Annotated in this window: 11 protein-coding genes; 4 read left to right on the top strand and 7 right to left on the bottom strand. The window is 70.9% G+C overall.

Annotation, left to right across the window (positions count from 1 at the left end):
• Positions 1 to 39: 39 nt before the first annotated feature.
• Positions 40 to 414: a PH domain-containing protein gene (locus L6E12_RS33255; RefSeq protein WP_236231886.1), complete on the bottom strand. Its 375-nt coding sequence runs from the start codon at positions 412 to 414 to the stop codon at positions 40 to 42.
• Between the two features lie 34 nt (positions 415 to 448).
• Here L6E12_RS33255 and L6E12_RS35215 point away from each other — a divergent pair, with 34 nt between their 5' ends.
• Both L6E12_RS35215 and L6E12_RS33240 read left to right on the top strand, forming a co-directional pair.
• Positions 449 to 1720, top strand: a complete 1272-nt coding sequence (locus L6E12_RS35215; protein WP_308075427.1) for a pentapeptide repeat-containing protein — start codon at positions 449 to 451, stop codon at positions 1718 to 1720.
• A gap of 274 nt (positions 1721 to 1994) precedes the next feature.
• Positions 1995 to 3005, top strand: a complete 1011-nt coding sequence (locus L6E12_RS33240) for an alcohol dehydrogenase catalytic domain-containing protein (protein WP_236231885.1) — start codon at positions 1995 to 1997, stop codon at positions 3003 to 3005.
• A 3-nt stretch (positions 3006 to 3008) separates the two neighbouring features.
• On the opposite strand, the gene L6E12_RS33235 is transcribed toward L6E12_RS33240, so the two are convergent.
• The 3 genes from L6E12_RS33235 to L6E12_RS33225 all read right to left on the bottom strand — a co-directional run bounded on the left by L6E12_RS33235 (position 3009) and on the right by L6E12_RS33225 (position 11001).
• Entirely contained in the window at positions 3009 to 5543 is a 2535-nt protein-coding gene (locus L6E12_RS33235) for a DUF262 domain-containing protein (protein ID WP_236231884.1), read from the bottom strand.
• Between the two features lie 111 nt (positions 5544 to 5654).
• Entirely contained in the window at positions 5655 to 9299 is a 3645-nt protein-coding gene (gene metH, locus L6E12_RS33230) for a methionine synthase (protein ID WP_236231883.1), read from the bottom strand.
• Between the two features lie 325 nt (positions 9300 to 9624).
• Positions 9625 to 11001 carry an FAD-binding oxidoreductase gene (locus L6E12_RS33225; RefSeq protein WP_236231882.1) on the bottom strand — a complete coding sequence of 459 codons (1377 nt, stop codon included), beginning with the start codon at positions 10999 to 11001 and terminating at the stop codon, positions 9625 to 9627.
• A 242-nt stretch (positions 11002 to 11243) separates the two neighbouring features.
• Between L6E12_RS33225 and L6E12_RS33220 the strand changes: the two genes are divergently transcribed.
• Together L6E12_RS33220 and L6E12_RS33215 are read left to right on the top strand one after the other, a co-directional pair.
• Positions 11244 to 11765, top strand: a complete 522-nt coding sequence (locus L6E12_RS33220) for a GNAT family N-acetyltransferase (RefSeq protein WP_236231881.1) — start codon at positions 11244 to 11246, stop codon at positions 11763 to 11765.
• Between the two features lie 439 nt (positions 11766 to 12204).
• Positions 12205 to 12477, top strand: a complete 273-nt coding sequence (locus L6E12_RS33215) for a hypothetical protein (RefSeq protein WP_236231880.1) — start codon at positions 12205 to 12207, stop codon at positions 12475 to 12477.
• A 61-nt stretch (positions 12478 to 12538) separates the two neighbouring features.
• Here L6E12_RS33215 and L6E12_RS33210 read toward each other — a convergent pair whose 3' ends face one another.
• From L6E12_RS33210 to L6E12_RS33200, 3 genes are read right to left on the bottom strand one after another with little or no spacing between them, the layout of a single operon-like run.
• Positions 12539 to 13108, bottom strand: coding sequence for a hypothetical protein (locus L6E12_RS33210; RefSeq protein ID WP_236231879.1), 570 nt, complete (start codon positions 13106 to 13108; stop codon positions 12539 to 12541).
• Positions 13109 to 13123: 15 nt separating this feature from the next.
• Positions 13124 to 14884 (bottom strand): GMC family oxidoreductase N-terminal domain-containing protein, encoded by a 1761-nt coding sequence (locus L6E12_RS33205; RefSeq protein WP_236231878.1) that lies wholly within the window; start codon positions 14882 to 14884, stop codon positions 13124 to 13126.
• 29 nt (positions 14885 to 14913) lie between these two features.
• A complete protein-coding gene (locus L6E12_RS33200) occupies positions 14914 to 15570 on the bottom strand; it encodes a hypothetical protein (RefSeq protein ID WP_236231877.1) in 657 nt (218 codons plus the stop codon).
• Positions 15571 to 15904 lie beyond the last annotated feature (334 nt).

Below are 15904 nucleotides of genomic sequence, written 5' to 3'. Positions count from 1 at the left end.
CCCGGCGGTGGGATCGATCCGGGGCTGCGCGGCACCGCCTCACAGCGAGCCCATGGCGATCAGCTGCCCCAGCGCCCGGATGTCGGCCTTGCCCCGGAACTCCAGCCGCACCTTGCCCAGCCCGCTGAACCACAGCTCCAGCTCCGCGTCCAGGTCGAAGTGGCCCGCCGTCTCGATCGAGAAAGCCTGCACCTTGCTGTACGGCAGGGACGTGTAGTCGCGCTTCTTGCCGGTCATGCCCTGGATGTTGACCGTGATGAGCCGCTTGTCGGTGAAGGCGACGAAGTCGCGGACGCCCTTGAACGCGGCGGCGAGTCGTTCGCCGGGGATGAGAATCGGGGCCAAATCCTGTCCGATGTCGCGCGTGTCGATGGGCGAGAGCTTGAAGACGGAGGCTTTCTCGAAGTCGATCATGGTGAACGAGCTTAGACCTGGGATCATCGCCGGCGTGACCGATGCGCGTTCCGTTTCCCGACCGTCCACCCCGCCCGCGGGCCGGGCGGTGGTGCTGGTGGTGTCGCTCCTGGTCGTCGGCGTCGCGGCGGGGGCCGTCACGCTGTGGTGGACCGGCGGGTGGGGGGTGAGCGGCGACGCGGCGGCGGGCGCCAGGGCGAACGCGGTGTGGACCGGGCTCGCGGCCGCGGTCGCCGCGGGTGGGCTGGTCGGGCTGCTGCTGCTCTGGCGGGTCCAGCGCACCGCGGCCGCCGACCTCGACCACCGCGAGCGCGACCTGGCCCTGCGCCGCGAGGCCGCCGCCGACACCCTCGCCCACCGCCGCCGGATGGCCGCGGTCGCGCAGGCGGAGGCGGTGGAGCAGCGCATCACCGCCGCGGTGGACCAGCTCGGCGCGGACCGCGACCCGGTGCGCCTCGGCGGCCTGCACACCCTGGAGCGCATCGCCGCCGCCGACCCCGGCCGCAGGCAGGCCGTGGTCGACGTGCTCTGCGCGTGCCTGCGGGCGCCGTTCGCCGCGGGTGAGGTCGCGGTGCGGCTGGCGGTGCAGCGGGTGCTGACCCGGCACCTGCGCCCCGGCGACGACCCGGCCACCCCGGCCCCGGACTTCTGGCCGGACCTCGACCTGGACCTGACCGGCGCGCACCTGGTCGACCTCGACCTCACCGGCTGCCGCACGCGCGCGGTCACCTTCGACCAGGCCGTGTTCGAGGGGCGCACCAGCTTCCGCCGCACCCGCTTCTGCGGCCGGGCCCGCTTCCGCGGCGCCCGCTTCCACGACGGCCTCGCCGCCCGCGGCGCCCGCTTCCACGGCGCCGCCGACTTCCGCGACGTGCGGTTCGACGCCCCCGACGACTGGGCGGACGCCGGTTTCCGCGCCGCAGACTTCCACGGCGACACCACCTTCGCCCGAGCCGCGTTCGCCGCCGAAGCCCAGTTCCGCGACGCCCGCTTCCACGCGGACGTGTCCTACGGCCGGGTCGCGTTCGAGGCGGGCGCGGGGTTCGCGGGGGCGGAGTTCCACGGGAGTGCCTGGTTCGGCAACGCCGTCGTCACCGGGGCGGCTGACCTGGCGGGTGCCAGGTTCCGCAGGCACGCGCGGTTCTGCGACACGGTGTTCGACGGGCCCGCTGACTTCACCGGTGCCCACTTCGACGGGTTCGCCGATTTCGAGGCTGTGGACTTTCGTGCTCCGGTGGCTTTCGCGGAAGCCGAGTTCGTCGCTGATCCGCCTGGTGAGGTTGTTCCGTTCCTCTCTGCTGACTGAGCGGGTTCTTGTTCGGGCGCTGGCGGCGTGATTCCTCTTGGCGGGTTTTCAAGGGTCCGATCGTTTGTCGGTGGTGCCCGGGTGGGTGGATCTGCTTGGGCATTTGGTCAGCGGGCCGGCGGATTTGGGGGTGGTCGGTGGCTGCGCCGGTGGGGTTCTGGGGTGGTCGACCGGCTTTGTGGACATGCTCTGGTTCGGGTGCATCCGAGCAGGGTGAAGGGCCTGCGGTCCGCGCTCGGTGCGGGCCTGCGTTCGCCTGGGTAGCGTTTCGCCCATGCGCGCTGTGCTGTTCGAGGAGTTCGCCGGGCCTGTGGCGGTTCGGTCGGTGCCTGATCCGACACCCTCCCGTGGTGGGGTGGTCATCCAGGTGGGTGCCACCGGTCTCTGCCGCAGTGACTGGCACGGGTGGCAGGGGCACGACCCGGACATCGCGCTGCCGCACGTGCCTGGGCACGAGCTGGCGGGCACCATCGCCGCGCTCGGGTCTGACGTGCGCGGTTGGGCGGTGGGGGACCGGGTCACGGTTCCGTTTGTCTGCGCCTGTGGGCGCTGCCCGGCTTGCGCGGCGGGGGCGCAGCAGGTGTGTGAGCGCCAGACCCAGCCCGGGTTCACCCACTGGGGGTCGTTCGCGGAGTTCGTGGCGATCGACAACGCCGGGGTCAACCTGGTCGGGCTGCCCGCTGAGGTGCCGTTCGACGTGGCGGCGGGTCTGGGGTGCCGGGTCGCCACGTCGTTTCGGGCGGTGGTGGCGCAGGGGCGGGTGGCGCCGGGGGAGTGGGTTGCCGTGCACGGGTGCGGTGGGGTGGGGTTGTCGGCGGTTGCGGTCGCTGTGGCGGCCGGGGCCAGGGTGGTGGCCGTGGACATCTCCCCGCAGGCTCTGCTCCTGGCGCGGGACCTGGGTGCGGAGGCCGTCGCGGCCTCGGCCGCCGAGGTGGTCGAGGTGACCGGGGGTGGTGCGCACCTGTCGCTGGACGCGTTGGGCAGCGCGGTGACGTGTGCGGGGTCGATCAACTCGCTGCGCAGGCGCGGCAGGCACGTCCAGGTGGGCTTGTTGCCGACTGACCCGCCGGTGCCGATGGGGCGGGTGATCGCCTACGAGTTGGCGGTCCTGGGCAGCCACGGGATGCCCGCCCACGCCTACCCCGCGCTGTTGGGCCTGGTCACCTCGGGTCGGTTGCCGGTGGATCGCATGATCACCCGCCATCTCCCGCTGGCGGGGGCGCCCGCCGCTCTGACCGCCATGGACACCACCCCGGGCAACGGGGTGACGATCATCGAACCCTGACGCTCAGCCGTTCACCTCGACGGCCCGGTCCACGAACCAGCGCAGAACCCCCACCAAGCCGGACACCTGGTCCTCATCCGAGATGGCGGAGAACTTGATGTTGGGCCGCAAAGCCAGCTTCGCCTCGGAGATGTCGACTCCGGATAGTGCGTTCAACCGCACCCTGAGCTGGTCGCGCAACTTGGGATCGACGAAGGGGACCCTGCGCGCGAGGTGCTGGAAAACGACTTCCAGCAGGACGCCCGCCGGGTTCGGATAGACGACCACCGCCCAGATCACCGGGGCGTCGGTCCGGGGCAACTCCAGGAAGCAGGACACCACGTCACCCTTGCCGTAGCTGAGCCTGCCACCCATTTCCTTCCAGGCGGTGAGCACGGTGTCCAGCCGGGAGCGCTCGTCATCGGTCAACACAGCCTCGACCTGACTGCGGAACCGGTCCCGCCAGCTGTCCTTGTCCTCCGTGGTGGTCTCGTCCGTTTCACCGAGGCCCAGCAGGTCGGAGAGGTCCTGCGAGGTGAGCCGTTGCGACTGGGGTGCCAGGCCGCCGTCCGGGATGTCGATTCCCTCATCGCGCAGCAGTGCGTAGACGTCGCCCTTGTCGGAACCGGTGGGCCAGCGGAAGTTGTCCGCGACCCGGCCGTCTGAACGCAACACCCGATGTGCCTTGTCCATCTTGGCCGCGTTGTCGACGACGTGCCTGCCCACGGCGATGCTGCTCGAACCCACGAGCGCGGCCAAGTCGCCATAGGACGTCCACGACCCGCGGGGCAATGCGGCAACCGCGCGGTGCAGCAACGCCCAATCGCGCCCCTGCTCGACACGTCCGACCCCCGCCAGCGGTGCGGGCCACAACGACGTGGCGACATCGCTGATCTCGTTGGCCCGCGCGGTGATCTCCGCGGCGCCCCACCGTTCGGTCGCGGCGATGCGCTTGTTCATCTCGAGGTGGCTGCCCGCGAGGATTTCCTGCTTGCGGGCGAACACGTGGTTGGACAGCTTCGCGTTGTCGCCGCTGAGAGTCAGGTTGCCCAGCGTGTGCACGATCCGAGAGTGCAGTTCCGCGACCGTCTCGCCGTCCAAGGTCTCCTCTTCGAGCTGGGCCAACCACTCATCCGACGGGTTCTGCGGCAGTACGTGCTCGATGGTCAGCGCCGCCCGCTCGAAGTCCACCGGCTCGGAGTGCTGGAAGGATTCCTCGATGCGCCGCAATACCATCCGGCGCTGATTTCCGCGGCCGAACTGGTAGAACGGCTGTGTCCGAATTGAATACCGCAGTGTCTCGTTGTCGGGCCAGTACCGGCGCTCCGCCGAAAGCACCCGGTGGATTCCCTCCGGCATCCGGACGTCCGCCGGTATCTGGCCGGGCAGGTCCTGGAAGATCCGGTTGAGGTTGTTGGTCGGTATCCGGCACAGGGTGCGGCGCACCAGGAAGCTCTCGATGTAGGACAGCGACAGGAGCAGTTCGTCCCTGGTGACGCGTCCGGCTTGGTGCTCGTCGAGCAGCAGGAGCAGGGTGGGCCTGGTCGTCTCGGCGGCCCATTGGTTGAGGCGGTCGAGGTATCCGGCGATTTCCGGGTCGGTCTCGTGGACGAGCGGCTTGAGCACCCGGAGGAACAGAGCTGCCTTGCGGTTCAGCTCGGCGATGTACCCGGCGAACACCTCCTCGGTCTGGGATGTTCGGGAGAAGTGCTTCTGCTGGGCGTTGTACATGTCTTGCTGTCGGACTTTGCTCTCCCCGGCCAGAACCAGTTCCAGCCACATCAGCTGTTCCAACTCGGTGACGGTGAGCTTTTCCTGAAGGGGGAGCCAGTGCCGTCGGTAGACCTCTTCCCCGGTTTTCGGCAAGCGCATGAACAGGTAGTTGCGCATCAGGTCGGCCTGGGAGAGCTTGAGGCCGGTGTTGTTCAGGGATTCGAAGATGCGGTGGACGTTGTCTTCGCGATCCGCCGTGACCGAGACGAGCGTCAACCGCGAGGTGATGGCCTGCTCTATGTGATCGGGATCCCGTGGCCTGTCACCGGTCGCAACGGCCTCGACCAGCTTGTTCGCGAAGAACTGGTAGGCCTCGGCGATGCGTGACGGGTCGCTGTGCTCGTGGATACCCCTGATGTGCTGTTCGTAAGACGTCCGGTCCGCCTGCGTAGGGAGGAGTCGGAAGTACCCCCTGTCGTCCTGGTACTTGTTCACCAGGTACAGGTCGTCGATCCGCTCTCGCTTGCGGGGTTCGGCGGCGGGCGCGTGATCACGGATCGCGGCCAGCACCAGTGTCAATGTGGTGAGCCGCTGCTGGCCGTCAACTACGAGCCATTGCGGGAACGTCGCCTCGCTCTTGGGCGACGGGGCCAAGACCACCGAACCCACGAAGTGGGCCGCGCCGTCCGTCTGACCGGTGGCGATCAGGTCAGCCTGCTCCAGGATGTCCTGCCAGAGCTTATCGAGTTGGACATCCGTCCACGAGTACGTCCGCTGGTAGAGCGGGACCTGGAACTGGACTTCACCGCGCAGGAGTGACGCGAGTGTTGTCTCCGATGCCTTCACCCAGGACTCCTCCGCGAGACGATCAAGGACGACGATCGTACTCAGTACCGGCATGACGCCGCGCGCCGGTGCGGGTGACCAGTGATCCGGTCACCCGCACCGGCGGGTCGGTCAGCGGGGCTCGTAGGACAGGTTGGGGCGGAGCCAGCGCTCGACCTCGCCCACCGGCATCCGCCTGCGCTCGGCGTAGTCCTTGACCTGGTCCTGGTTGATGCGGCCCACGGTGAAGTAGCGGGAGGCGGGGTTGGCGAAGATGATGCCGCTGACCGCCGCCGCCGGGGTCATGGCGTAGGACTCGGTGAGGCCCATGCCGTGGGATTCGGCGTCGAGGAGGGTGAAGAGGTCCTTCTTCTCCGTGTGGTCGGGGCTGGCGGGGTAGCCGAGGGCGGGGCGGATGCCGCGGAAGCGCTCGGCGTGCAGGTCGGCCAGGTCGGGGGTGGCGTCGGGTTCGAACCACTCGCGGCGGGCCCTGAGGTGGATCCACTCGGCGAAGGCCTCGGCGAGGCGGTCGGCGAGGGCCTTGACCATGATGGCCTTGTAGTCGTCCTGCTTGGCCTCGTACTCGGCGGCGAGCTTGTCGGCGCCGTGGATGGCGACGGCGAAGCCGCCCAGGTGGTCGCCCTCTGGGGCCACGTAGTCGGCCAGGCAGCGGTTGGGCCTGCCCTCGGGCTTCTCGGTCTGCTGGCGCAGCATCGGGAAGCGGACACCCACCTCGGGGAGGACGATGTCGTCGCCCTCGCTGTGGGCGGCCCAGAAGCCGTAGGAGCCCCGGGCGGTGAAGGAGTCCTCGGCGACGATCTGGTCCAGCAGGGCCATGGCGTCGTCGAAGAGTTCGCGGGCCACCGGCTGCTCAAGGATGGCCGGGTACTTGCCCTTGAGCTCCCAGGCGAGGAACAGGAAGGTCCAGTCGACCATCTCGCGGAGCTCGGTGATGGTCGGGGACACCTCCCGCACGCCGGTGAACGCGGGGGTGGGCAGGTCGGCGAAGTCGACCTCCTCGCGGTTGGCCCTGGCCGCCGCGAGGGTCAGCAGGGCCTTGTGCTGGCGGCTGGCGTGCTGCACGCGCAGCTTCTCCTGGTCGGCCCTGGTCTGGGCGGCCAGCAGCTCCGCGCGGTCGCTGTTCATCAGGTCCGAGACCACGCCGACCACGCGGGACGCGTCGAGGACGTGCACGGTGGTGCCGTCGTAGGCGGGGGCGATGCGCACCGCGGTGTGCTGGCGGGACGTGGTCGCGCCGCCGATGAGCAGCGGCAGCTTGAGGCCGCGGCGCTGGATCTCGGTGGCCACGCCCACCATCTCGTCCAGCGACGGGGTGATCAGCCCGGACAGGCCGACCGCGTCCGCGCCCTCGGCGACCGCGGTGTCGAGGATGGTGGCCGCGGGCACCATCACCCCGAGGTCGATGACCTCGTAGTTGTTGCAGCCCAGCACCACGCCGACGATGTTCTTGCCGATGTCGTGCACGTCGCCCTTGACCGTGGCCAGCACGACCTTGCCCTGGCCGCGCACGGCCTCCTCGCGGCCCTCCAGGCGGGCCTTCTCCTTCTCCGCCTCCATGAACGGCTCCAGGTAGGCCACCGAGCGCTTCATCACCCGGGCGCTCTTGACCACCTGCGGCAGGAACATCTTGCCCGCGCCGAACAGGTCGCCGACGACCTTCATGCCGTCCATCAGCGGGCCCTCGATCACGTCGAGCGGGCGCGCGGCGACCAGGCGGGCCTCCTCGGTGTCCTCCTCGACGAAGTCGACGATGCCGTGCACCAGCGCGTGCTCCAGCCGCTGCGCGACCGTGCCCTCGCGCCAGGCCAGGTCGACCACGCGCTTGGTGCCCTTGCCCTTGACGTTCTCCGCGTAGGAGACCAGCCGGTCCGTGGCGTCGGGGCGCCGGTCGAACAGCACGTCCTCGACCAGTTCCAGCAGCTCGGCCGGGATGTCCTGGTAGACCGCGAGCTGGCCCGCGTTGACGATGCCCATGTCCAGCCCGGCGGTGACCGCGTGGAACAGGAACGCCGAGTGCATGGCCTCGCGGACGACGTCGTTGCCGCGGAAGGAGAACGACAGGTTCGAGATGCCGCCGCTGATCCGCACGCCGGGACAGCGCTCCTTGATCAGCGGGAGCGCGTCGATGAACGCCTTGGCGTAGCCGTTGTGCTCCTCGATGCCGGTGGCCACGGCCAGCACGTTCGGGTCGAAGATGATGTCCTCTGCCGGGAAACCCACCTCCTCGGTGAGCAGCTTGTAGGCCCGGGCGCAGATGTCGACCTTGCGCTCGGTGGTGTCGGCCTGGCCCTGCTCGTCGAAGGCCATCACCACCACACCGGCGCCGTAGTCGCGGATGGTGCGCGCCTGGGCCAGGAAGGGCTCCTCGCCCTCCTTGAGGCTGATCGAGTTGACCACGCCCTTGCCCTGCACGCACTTGAGCCCGGCTTCGAGCACGCTCCACCGGGAGCTGTCGATCATCACCGGGATGCGGGCCACCTCGGGCTCGGTGGCGATCAGGTTCAGGAAGGTCACCATCGCCGCCTCGCTGTCGAGGAGGTCGGCGTCCATGTTGACGTCGAGCAGGTTCGCCCCGCCGCGCACCTGCTCCAGCGCGACGTCCACCGCGGCCTGGTGGTTGTCGCCCTCGATCAGCCTGCGGAACTTGGCCGAACCGGTGACGTTGGTGCGCTCGCCGATCATCACGAACCCGGTGTCCGGGCCGATGGCGAACGGCTCCAGCCCGCTGAACCGGGTCGCGGGCTCCGGCCGCACCACCTCGCGCGTGGGCATCCCCTTGACCGCCTCGGCGATCGCGGCGATGTGCGCGGGGGTGGTGCCGCAGCAGCCGCCGACGGCGTTGACCATGCCGCTGTCGGCGAACTCGCTGATCAGGGCCGCCATCTCGGCCGGGGTCTGGTCGTAGCCGCCGAAGGCGTTGGGCAGGCCCGCGTTGGGGTGGGAGGCGGTGAAGGTGTTCGCGAAGCGGGCCAGCTCGGCCACGTGCGGGCGCACCTCCGCCGCGCCCAGCGCGCAGTTCACGCCCACGACCAGCGGCTCGGCGTGCGCGATCGAGCGCCAGAACGCCTCGACGGTCTGCCCGGACAGGGTGCGGCCGGACAGGTCGACGATGGTCACCGAGATCCACAGCGGAAGCTGCGGGGCGACCTCGCGGGCGGCGGCGATGGCGGCCTTGCAGTTGAGCGTGTCGAAGATCGTCTCGATCATGAGCAGGTCGACCCCGCCCTCGGCCAGCGCCGCGATCTGCTCGGCGTAGGTGGCCTTGACCTGGTCGAAGGTCACTGCGCGGTACGCCGGGTCCTCGACCTTCGGCGACAGCGACAGGGTGACGTTGAGCGGGCCGATTGACCCGGCGACGAACCGGCCGCCCGCCTCGTCGGCGGCCTGGCGGGCCAGCCGGGCGGCCGCCAGGTTCATCTCGCGCACCATCGACTCCAGGCCGTAGTCGGCCTGCCCGATGCTGGTGGCGGTGAAGGTGTTGGTCGTGGTGATGTCGGCGCCCGCGGCCAGGTACTGCCGGTGCACGTCGAGGATGACGTCGGGGCGGGTGAGGTTCAGCAGGTCCGGGTCACCCGTGACGTCCTTGGGGTGGTCCGCCCCGATCAGGTCGCCCCGGAAGTCCTCCGGGCTGAGCTTGGCGCCCTGCAACATGGTGCCCCACGCACCGTCGAGGACCGCCACCCGCTGGGCGAGCAGTTCCTCGAGGGCACGAGTCCGGTCACCGGTAGTTGTCGTGGCGCTCGACGGAGTTGCCAATGGCCCACCTCTCCTGTTGGAGACGCCCTTGCCGACTGCTTCGCGGGACGAGCGTGGCGGGGTTGCCCCCGTCGCAGCGCCTCTCGACCCGGGCGTCGACTTTACCAAGGCCGGGTCCACCGGGTGGGTGGCGATCCACACCTCGGACACCGACCGCGCGCGACCGGCGGTTTCCGGTGCCTCGATCCCGCTCACGTCTGCCCGCACGGCCCGGCCCCAATCGTCGTCCTCGGTGGTGGCGGGACCAGCGTGTCGCCCCGGGTGCAACGCGGGAGCAAGACGGCGCCGTCCCCGGTGTCGGGGCCCCCGCCCGGCGGATGTCGGGTCAGCACACATCGAAGACCTTGCCCGGGTTGAGGATGCCGCGCGGGTCGAGCGCCGCCTTCACCGCGCGGTGCATGGCCAGCACGGCCGGGGACAGCTCCGCGCGCAGCCCGCCGCGCTTGAGCAGGCCCACGCCGTGTTCGCCGGTCACGGTGCCGCCCAGTGCCAGGGCGTCGCCGATGATCTGCTCGAACGCCGCCTGCGCCCGCTCCCGGGCGGCGGTGTCCCCCGGCGGGGTGATGAGCAGCGGGTGCAGGTTCCCGTCGCCCGCGTGCGCGATGTTGGCGATGAGGGTGTCGTGCGCGGTGGCGGCGGCGTCGATGCGCGCGAGCATCTCCGGCACCGCCGCCACCGGCACGCAGACGTCCTCGGTCAGCACCGGCCCGAGCCGCTCCAGCGCCGGGTAGGCCAGCCTGCGCGCCTCGAACAGGGCGTCGGCCTCGGCCTGGTCGGTGGAGCGGGCCGCCCAGGTCGCCCCGGCGCGCTCGAAGCAGGTCAACACCCCGTCGGCCTCCTGCTCCCCGGCCACCCCCGGCGCGTCGGTGCGGGCGAGCAGCACCACCTCGGCGTCGAGGGACAGGCCCATGTTCTTCCACCGGTCGACCGCGGCCAGGCAGTGCCGGTCGACCAGTTCCAGCGCCGACGGCGTCAGCCGCGCCTCGGCCACGGCCGCCACCGCCCGCCCGGCGTCGACCGCGGAGGCGAAGTACCCGGCCACGGTGTGCTCGGGTGGTCGGGCCGGTCGCAGGCGCACGGTGACCTCGGTGATCACCCCGAGCGTGCCCTCCGAGCCCACCAGCAGGCCGGTCAGGTCGTACCCGGCGACGCCCTTGGCGGTGCGCCGACCGAGCCGGACCACCTCCCCGGTGCCGGTGACGACCTCCAGGCCGAGCACGTAGTCGCGGGTGACGCCGTACTTGACGCAGCAGACCCCGCCCGCGTTGGTCGCCACGTTGCCGCCGATGGTCGACCAGGGGGCGCTGGCCGGGTCGGGCGGGTACCAGAGGCCCTGCGCCGCGCACGCCGCCCGGAGCACGTCGTTGACCACGCCGGGCTCCACCACGGCCAGCCGCTCCCGCGGGTTCACCTCCCGGATGGCGGTCATGGCCTCGGTGGTCAGCACCACGCAGCCCTCGACCGCGTTCGCGCCGCCGGAGAGCCCGGTGCCCGCCCCGCGCGGGACCAGCGGGGTGCCGGTGTCGAGGCAGGCGCGGACGGTGGCGAGCACGTCGGCGGTCGTCCCGGCGCGCACGACGGCGGCCGGGGTGCCGTGCGGGGCCCACTCCGCCTCGTCGTGCCGGTGGCCGCCGGTGTCGTCGAGGAGGGTGCCCGCGGGCAGCGCGGCGCGGAGGCGTTCGAGGACCGGTGCTGCTGTCATGCCGTTCACGTTATGGGCAGTCGCGGATTCGTGCGTCGAACCATCCACAGGCCCCGAATTCGTCCACAGTGCCCGGTCGGACCTTGCCGGGTGCGGGCGGTGCGGTGTAGGGGGCCTGCGCCCGTTCGAGGTCGGGGGTGTACGCGGGATGGGAGCCGCGTTACCGTCCGAAGCGGTCTCCCCGGCGTGCCGGGTGAACACCGGTGTACGTGGTTGTGTTGAGGGAGAGGGGAAGCCGGGACATGCCGGAGCGGTTGGCGACCGACCTCCGCCGCGGCGGCCTCGCCGACCTGCCCGCCGTGCTGGCGATGCTCGACGGCGCGGTCGACTGGCTGGTCGCGCGCGGCCGGGCCGGGCAGTGGGGGGAGCGGCCGCTGTCCGAGCGGCCCGCGCGGGTGACGAAGATCGTGCGGGACCACATGGTGTGGCTGGCCGAGGTGGCGGGCGAACCGGTGGGCGCGATCATGCTCTGGCCGGAGGCGCCCCCGCACATCCCACCCGCGAGCGGGCCTCAGCTCTACGTGACCCTGCTGGTGGTCGACCGGCGGTTCGCCGGGCACGGCATCGGTCGGGTGCTGCTGGACCTGGCGGTGTCGGAGGCGCGCAGGCTGGGGCTGCCGGTGCTGCGGGTGGACTGCTTCGCCGGGGTGGACGACCGGCTCGTGGACTACTACCGGGCGGCCGGGTTCGTCGAGGAGTCGCGGTTCACCCTGAACGGCTGGGAGGGTTGCGTGCTGTCGCAACGGGTGTTGTCCACAGGCTGAGGGCCGGTGGTTCCGGAATGTCGGTGCCCTGTGGTTGAGTTGAAATCGGGGGTCCCCCTGGGCTTGTCCACTGTGGACTGACGGTGGGGTGGGTGCGTGCTGGTCGTGCTCGCGTGTCAGTCGTGGGCGCAGGTCGGTTGTGGACGTGCGCCGGTTGTGGGGAGGCGTTGGCTGTGGCGCCGAGGGGGGTTGCCACGGGGTTCCCTGACGGGGGTGGGGTTTCCTGCACGGTCGGGGGTGGGAGCAGGGGGTTTCGGCACCGCAGGTGAACCGTGGGGTGCTGGTGGCGCACGGTCGGGTGAGGACCGGGCTCGATCGGCGGATCGGGTGGGTGGGGGCGCTTGTCATGGCGGGTGCGGGCAACCCTGGGGGCTCCAACGCCCCCCGCCACGGGGGAGCCGTCCGGGGCGGGGGCTCGACACCAAGGATGTGATGACCGATGTTCAGCGTCACCCGCGCGGTCGCCGTGGCCGCCACCGCCTTCGCCGCCACCGCCCTCCCGCTGGTCGCCGCCGCGCCCGCGCAGGCCGACACCAACCTCTGCCTGGACTACCTGGCGGACCGGGGCTACGACGTCGACCCCATCGTCATGAACGCGTGCGGCACGGGCGCGAGCTCCTTCCAGGACAACGAGCTGTGCGCGGACCGGCTGATCGACCACGGCGTGTGGCCCCGGCACGCGGCCAGGGCGTGCGAACTGGCCACCTGGTAGGCGGGCCGCAGGCGCGTCGCCGCCCCGGGGATGGGCGGCGACGCGCCAGGGGTGGGGAGGGCTACTCCTCCTCGTCCTCCGGTTCGAAGGGGGCGATGGTCCACGGGGAGGTGGGCGTCTCGCGCTCGGCGGCGTGGCCGATGGGGATGGTGGCCAGGTCGGGCAGGGTGGTGTCGCGCTCGACGAGGACCGCGAGTTCCACCACGCGGGCGTCGTCGAGGTCGATCTCGGTCTCGCCGAAGAACTGGAACTCGCCGTCCTCGTCGTGGAAGATCCAGATGACGGGTTCGCCGTCGAGGACCGGCTGGGTGGTCCAGGCGCGGTCGCCGTCGAACTCGTCGTCCTCGGACTGCTCGCCGATCTCCCAGGCCGCGCCGACCCCGGCCCGCTCGGCGGCGTGGCCGATCGGCAGGGTCATCAGCTCGGCCAGGCCGGGGTCGAGCTTGAGCAGGTCCTCGATGTGGGTCACAACGCCCTCGTCGTCGCTGGTGACCTCGGTCTCGCCGAGCACCCGCCAGTCGCCGTCGTGGTCGTGGAACACCCAGGTGATCGGCTCGCCGTCGAGCACGTAGGTGCTGGTGTAGGCGTGCGGGTGGTCGTGCTCGTCGGGGTGGTCGTCGTGCTCGCTCATGGGCGCCATCGTGCCCTAGAGGTCCCGGTCCAGCACCGCGGCCGTCACCCGGTCGTCGATCGAGGAGGTGGGAGACTCCGCGTTGACCCACGGGTCCCCGCCGAACCAGGTCTGGAAGATCTTCTCCGCCGTCCTGGTGGCGAGGGCCTGACTGGTCAGCGTCGGGTTGGCCCCACCGGCCGAGTTGGCCAACGCCGAGTTGTCGGCGATGAACAGCCGCGGCACGAACCGCGCCTGGCCGTCGGAGTCCAGCACGGAGGTGGCCGGGTCCAGGCCCATCCGCATGCTCGACTGGACGTGCAGCAGCAGCGGTGCCCAGTCCATCCGGTGCACCGCGCGCGCCCCGGCGGCCCGCATCAGCTCGACCGCCCTGGCGGCGAGGAAGTCGCGGTTGCGGCGGGTGCGGGCGGTGCGCTTGCGGTGCTGGATCTCCACCCGCGCCACCCGGCCGTGCTCGTCGGAGGGCAGGATCGGCGACAGCGTCACCCGGTTGTCCGCCTGCACGTCGTCGTCGGTGACCACGAGCGCGGTCAGCAGGTTGTCGACCTTCGACAGCGAGCTCTTGAGGTCGTTGCCGACCAGCCGCCCGAGCGTGTCCGCGCCCTGCGCGCCCACGCCGCTGTCGTTGTCGTAGACGCCGGAGATGCCGGAGTCGCTGAAGGTCATGGCGAAGCTCTGCAGGGCGGGCGGCAGGCAGACGTTCTCCACCCCGCCGTACCCGGGGAAGTCGCAGCGGACGTTGGAACCGGCGCCGCGCGAGGAACCCACGTAGGAGTCGAACTCGCCGAACACCCAGTCCAGGTGGTGCTCGGTCAGCCCGCGCCCCACCCAGTCGTTCGGGTTGGGCAGGCCGCTGTTGAACCACAGCCGAGGGTTCTCGATGCACCCGCCGGAGAGCACCACGACCTTGGCTTCCACGGTGTGCAGCGCGCCGTCGGGCGTCCGGTAGACGACCCCGCGCGCCTCGCCGTCGGACATCAGCACCTTCACCACGTACGCGTCGGTGATCAGCTCGGCCGCCTTGCCGCCCTGGGACCACGCGTCGGCGGTGAGCATCATCGGCACGTAGGAGTTGTCCGTCGACCGGCGGGCCTTGAGGTTGCGCGGCGCGCGCCGGGGTTCGACGCAGCCCTGGAAGCAGTGCCCGCAGAACGTGCAGCCCTGCGCGTCCGGGTAGAGCAACTGCCGGGGGTCGTTGGTCCGGCCCGCGGTGCCCTGCGGTTGCAGGATGCAGTTCTCCTGCGCGCGGTAGGCCGGGCCGTGCACGTCCTTCGTCGTCTGGTGCGCCAGCCCCAGCCCTTCGGCGCCGCGGAAGAAGAAGGACTCCTTGGTGCCCATCGGCGCTGTCTGCACCGGCAGCGTCTGCTCCACCCACTCCAGGTACGGGCGGAACTCGTCGTAGCCGAAGGGGAACAGGTGCGCGGTGTCGTACTCGGCCTTGTCCGGCCCGTCGTAGCCCGCGAACACCCCGGCGGGCGGGCGAGGGCAGTTGCCGAAGTAGTGCAGCGTCGTGCCGCCCACCCCGGCGATCTGCCAGACGAAGGAGTTCTGCGGGAAGTCCCGCAGCCACGGCGCCTCCGACCGCTTCGACGGGCCCACCCGCAGCACGCCGGTGATCGGGTTGTTGGCGTCGTCCTCCAGCCGGGTCCACTCCTGCTCCGGGCGCAGGTGCCGGGCGCCCGCCTCCAGTACCAGCACGTCCAGGCCACGACCGGCGAGCTCCTTGGCCACCACCGGGCCGCCGCCGCCGGACCCGACCACCACCACGTCGCGCATCTGCACTCCTTCGATCAGCTTCGATCAGCTCAGTCGGTGACGCGGTCGACGCCGCGGTAGTAGCCCTGGAACTCCGCCCACCCGTCGCTGACCCCGGCGTAGCCGGACAGGTCCCAGCCGACCGGCCGCCGGGTGAGCTGGTGGGTGGTCCGGTCGAACACCGGCGCCTCGGAGTAGACGGCGAACGCGGCCAGGGTGGGGATCGTGTTGATCAGGAATCGGGCCGGGGTGCCGTCGGCCAGGCCGGGCCGCTCCAGCCTGCGCAGCACCTCGGCCTTCTCCCTGTACTTCAGGTTCGCGAACGCCGCGGCGAACGGGCCGAGGTTCGAGCCGGGGTTCACCGCGCTCGCGGTGATGTTGAGGATCGCGGCGACCGCCGCCGCGCCCGGCAGGTTCAGGTCGAACGGCCTGCCCACCAACGGGTACGGGATCGCCTGGTCGTAGGTGTACTCCAGCGCGGGCGCGGCGAGGGCGTCCACCCCGCCTGCGGTCTGGGAGGTCACGCCTTGGTGCCGGGAGAACCGGTCCCCACCGGGGACCAGGAACGCCAGCAGGCCCTGGAAGGTGTCGCGGATCGGGGGCAGGGCAACGGCTTCCGCGGTGGGGAGCGAAACCCCCACTGCGGTGAACGCCGCCGCGAAACCCAGTCCGGTGAGCAGGGTTCGTCGGTTGATTTCGGTGGGCAATGGACACCGCCTCAGCTCGGGTGTTGCCCGACACTAGGTCGGTGTCCAGCGCTCTACCAGCACCTGCGCCGAAGTTCCCCGACGTTGACAACGACGTGGTCTGAGGTTGTGGAAAGTGCTGTGCGTCTTGAGGTGTAAGCCGCGAAAATCTGGGTACGGGGATGTTTCCTGTCGCAGACGAACAGTGCTCGCCTTTCGGGCGGCCGGGGACGAGGTCCAGGCCGGGGTCGGCCTGGACCCTGTCGGGGGTCGGTCAGGAGTGGGGGATGTGGTTGTGCTTGATGGCGGTGATGAGGGTGGGGACGTGGGTGGTGAGGGTGGGGCCGGTGGTGTT

The organism is Actinokineospora sp. PR83, from assembly GCF_021056305.1.
In the GTDB taxonomy this organism is placed as follows: Bacteria; Actinomycetota; Actinomycetes; order Mycobacteriales; family Pseudonocardiaceae; genus Actinokineospora; species Actinokineospora spheciospongiae.
The sequence above is the reverse complement of the archived record's forward strand: the minus strand, read 5'-3'. Positions and strand labels throughout refer to the sequence as shown.

What these genes read in the sequence shown, in the direction of transcription:
- L6E12_RS33225 (WP_236231882.1), bottom strand. Translation starts at nt 11,001, where the DNA reads ATGACAGCAGCACCGGTCCTCGAACGCCTCCGCGCCGCGCTGCCCGCG.
- L6E12_RS33255 (WP_236231886.1), bottom strand. Translation starts at nt 414, where the DNA reads ATGATCGACTTCGAGAAAGCCTCCGTCTTCAAGCTCTCGCCCATCGAC.
- L6E12_RS33210 (WP_236231879.1), bottom strand. Translation starts at nt 13,108, where the DNA reads ATGAGCGAGCACGACGACCACCCCGACGAGCACGACCACCCGCACGCC.
- L6E12_RS33215 (WP_236231880.1), top strand. Translation starts at nt 12,205, where the DNA reads ATGTTCAGCGTCACCCGCGCGGTCGCCGTGGCCGCCACCGCCTTCGCC.
- L6E12_RS33220 (WP_236231881.1), top strand. Translation starts at nt 11,244, where the DNA reads ATGCCGGAGCGGTTGGCGACCGACCTCCGCCGCGGCGGCCTCGCCGAC.
- L6E12_RS33240 (WP_236231885.1), top strand. Translation starts at nt 1,995, where the DNA reads ATGCGCGCTGTGCTGTTCGAGGAGTTCGCCGGGCCTGTGGCGGTTCGG.
- L6E12_RS33205 (WP_236231878.1), bottom strand. Translation starts at nt 14,884, where the DNA reads ATGCGCGACGTGGTGGTGGTCGGGTCCGGCGGCGGCGGCCCGGTGGTG.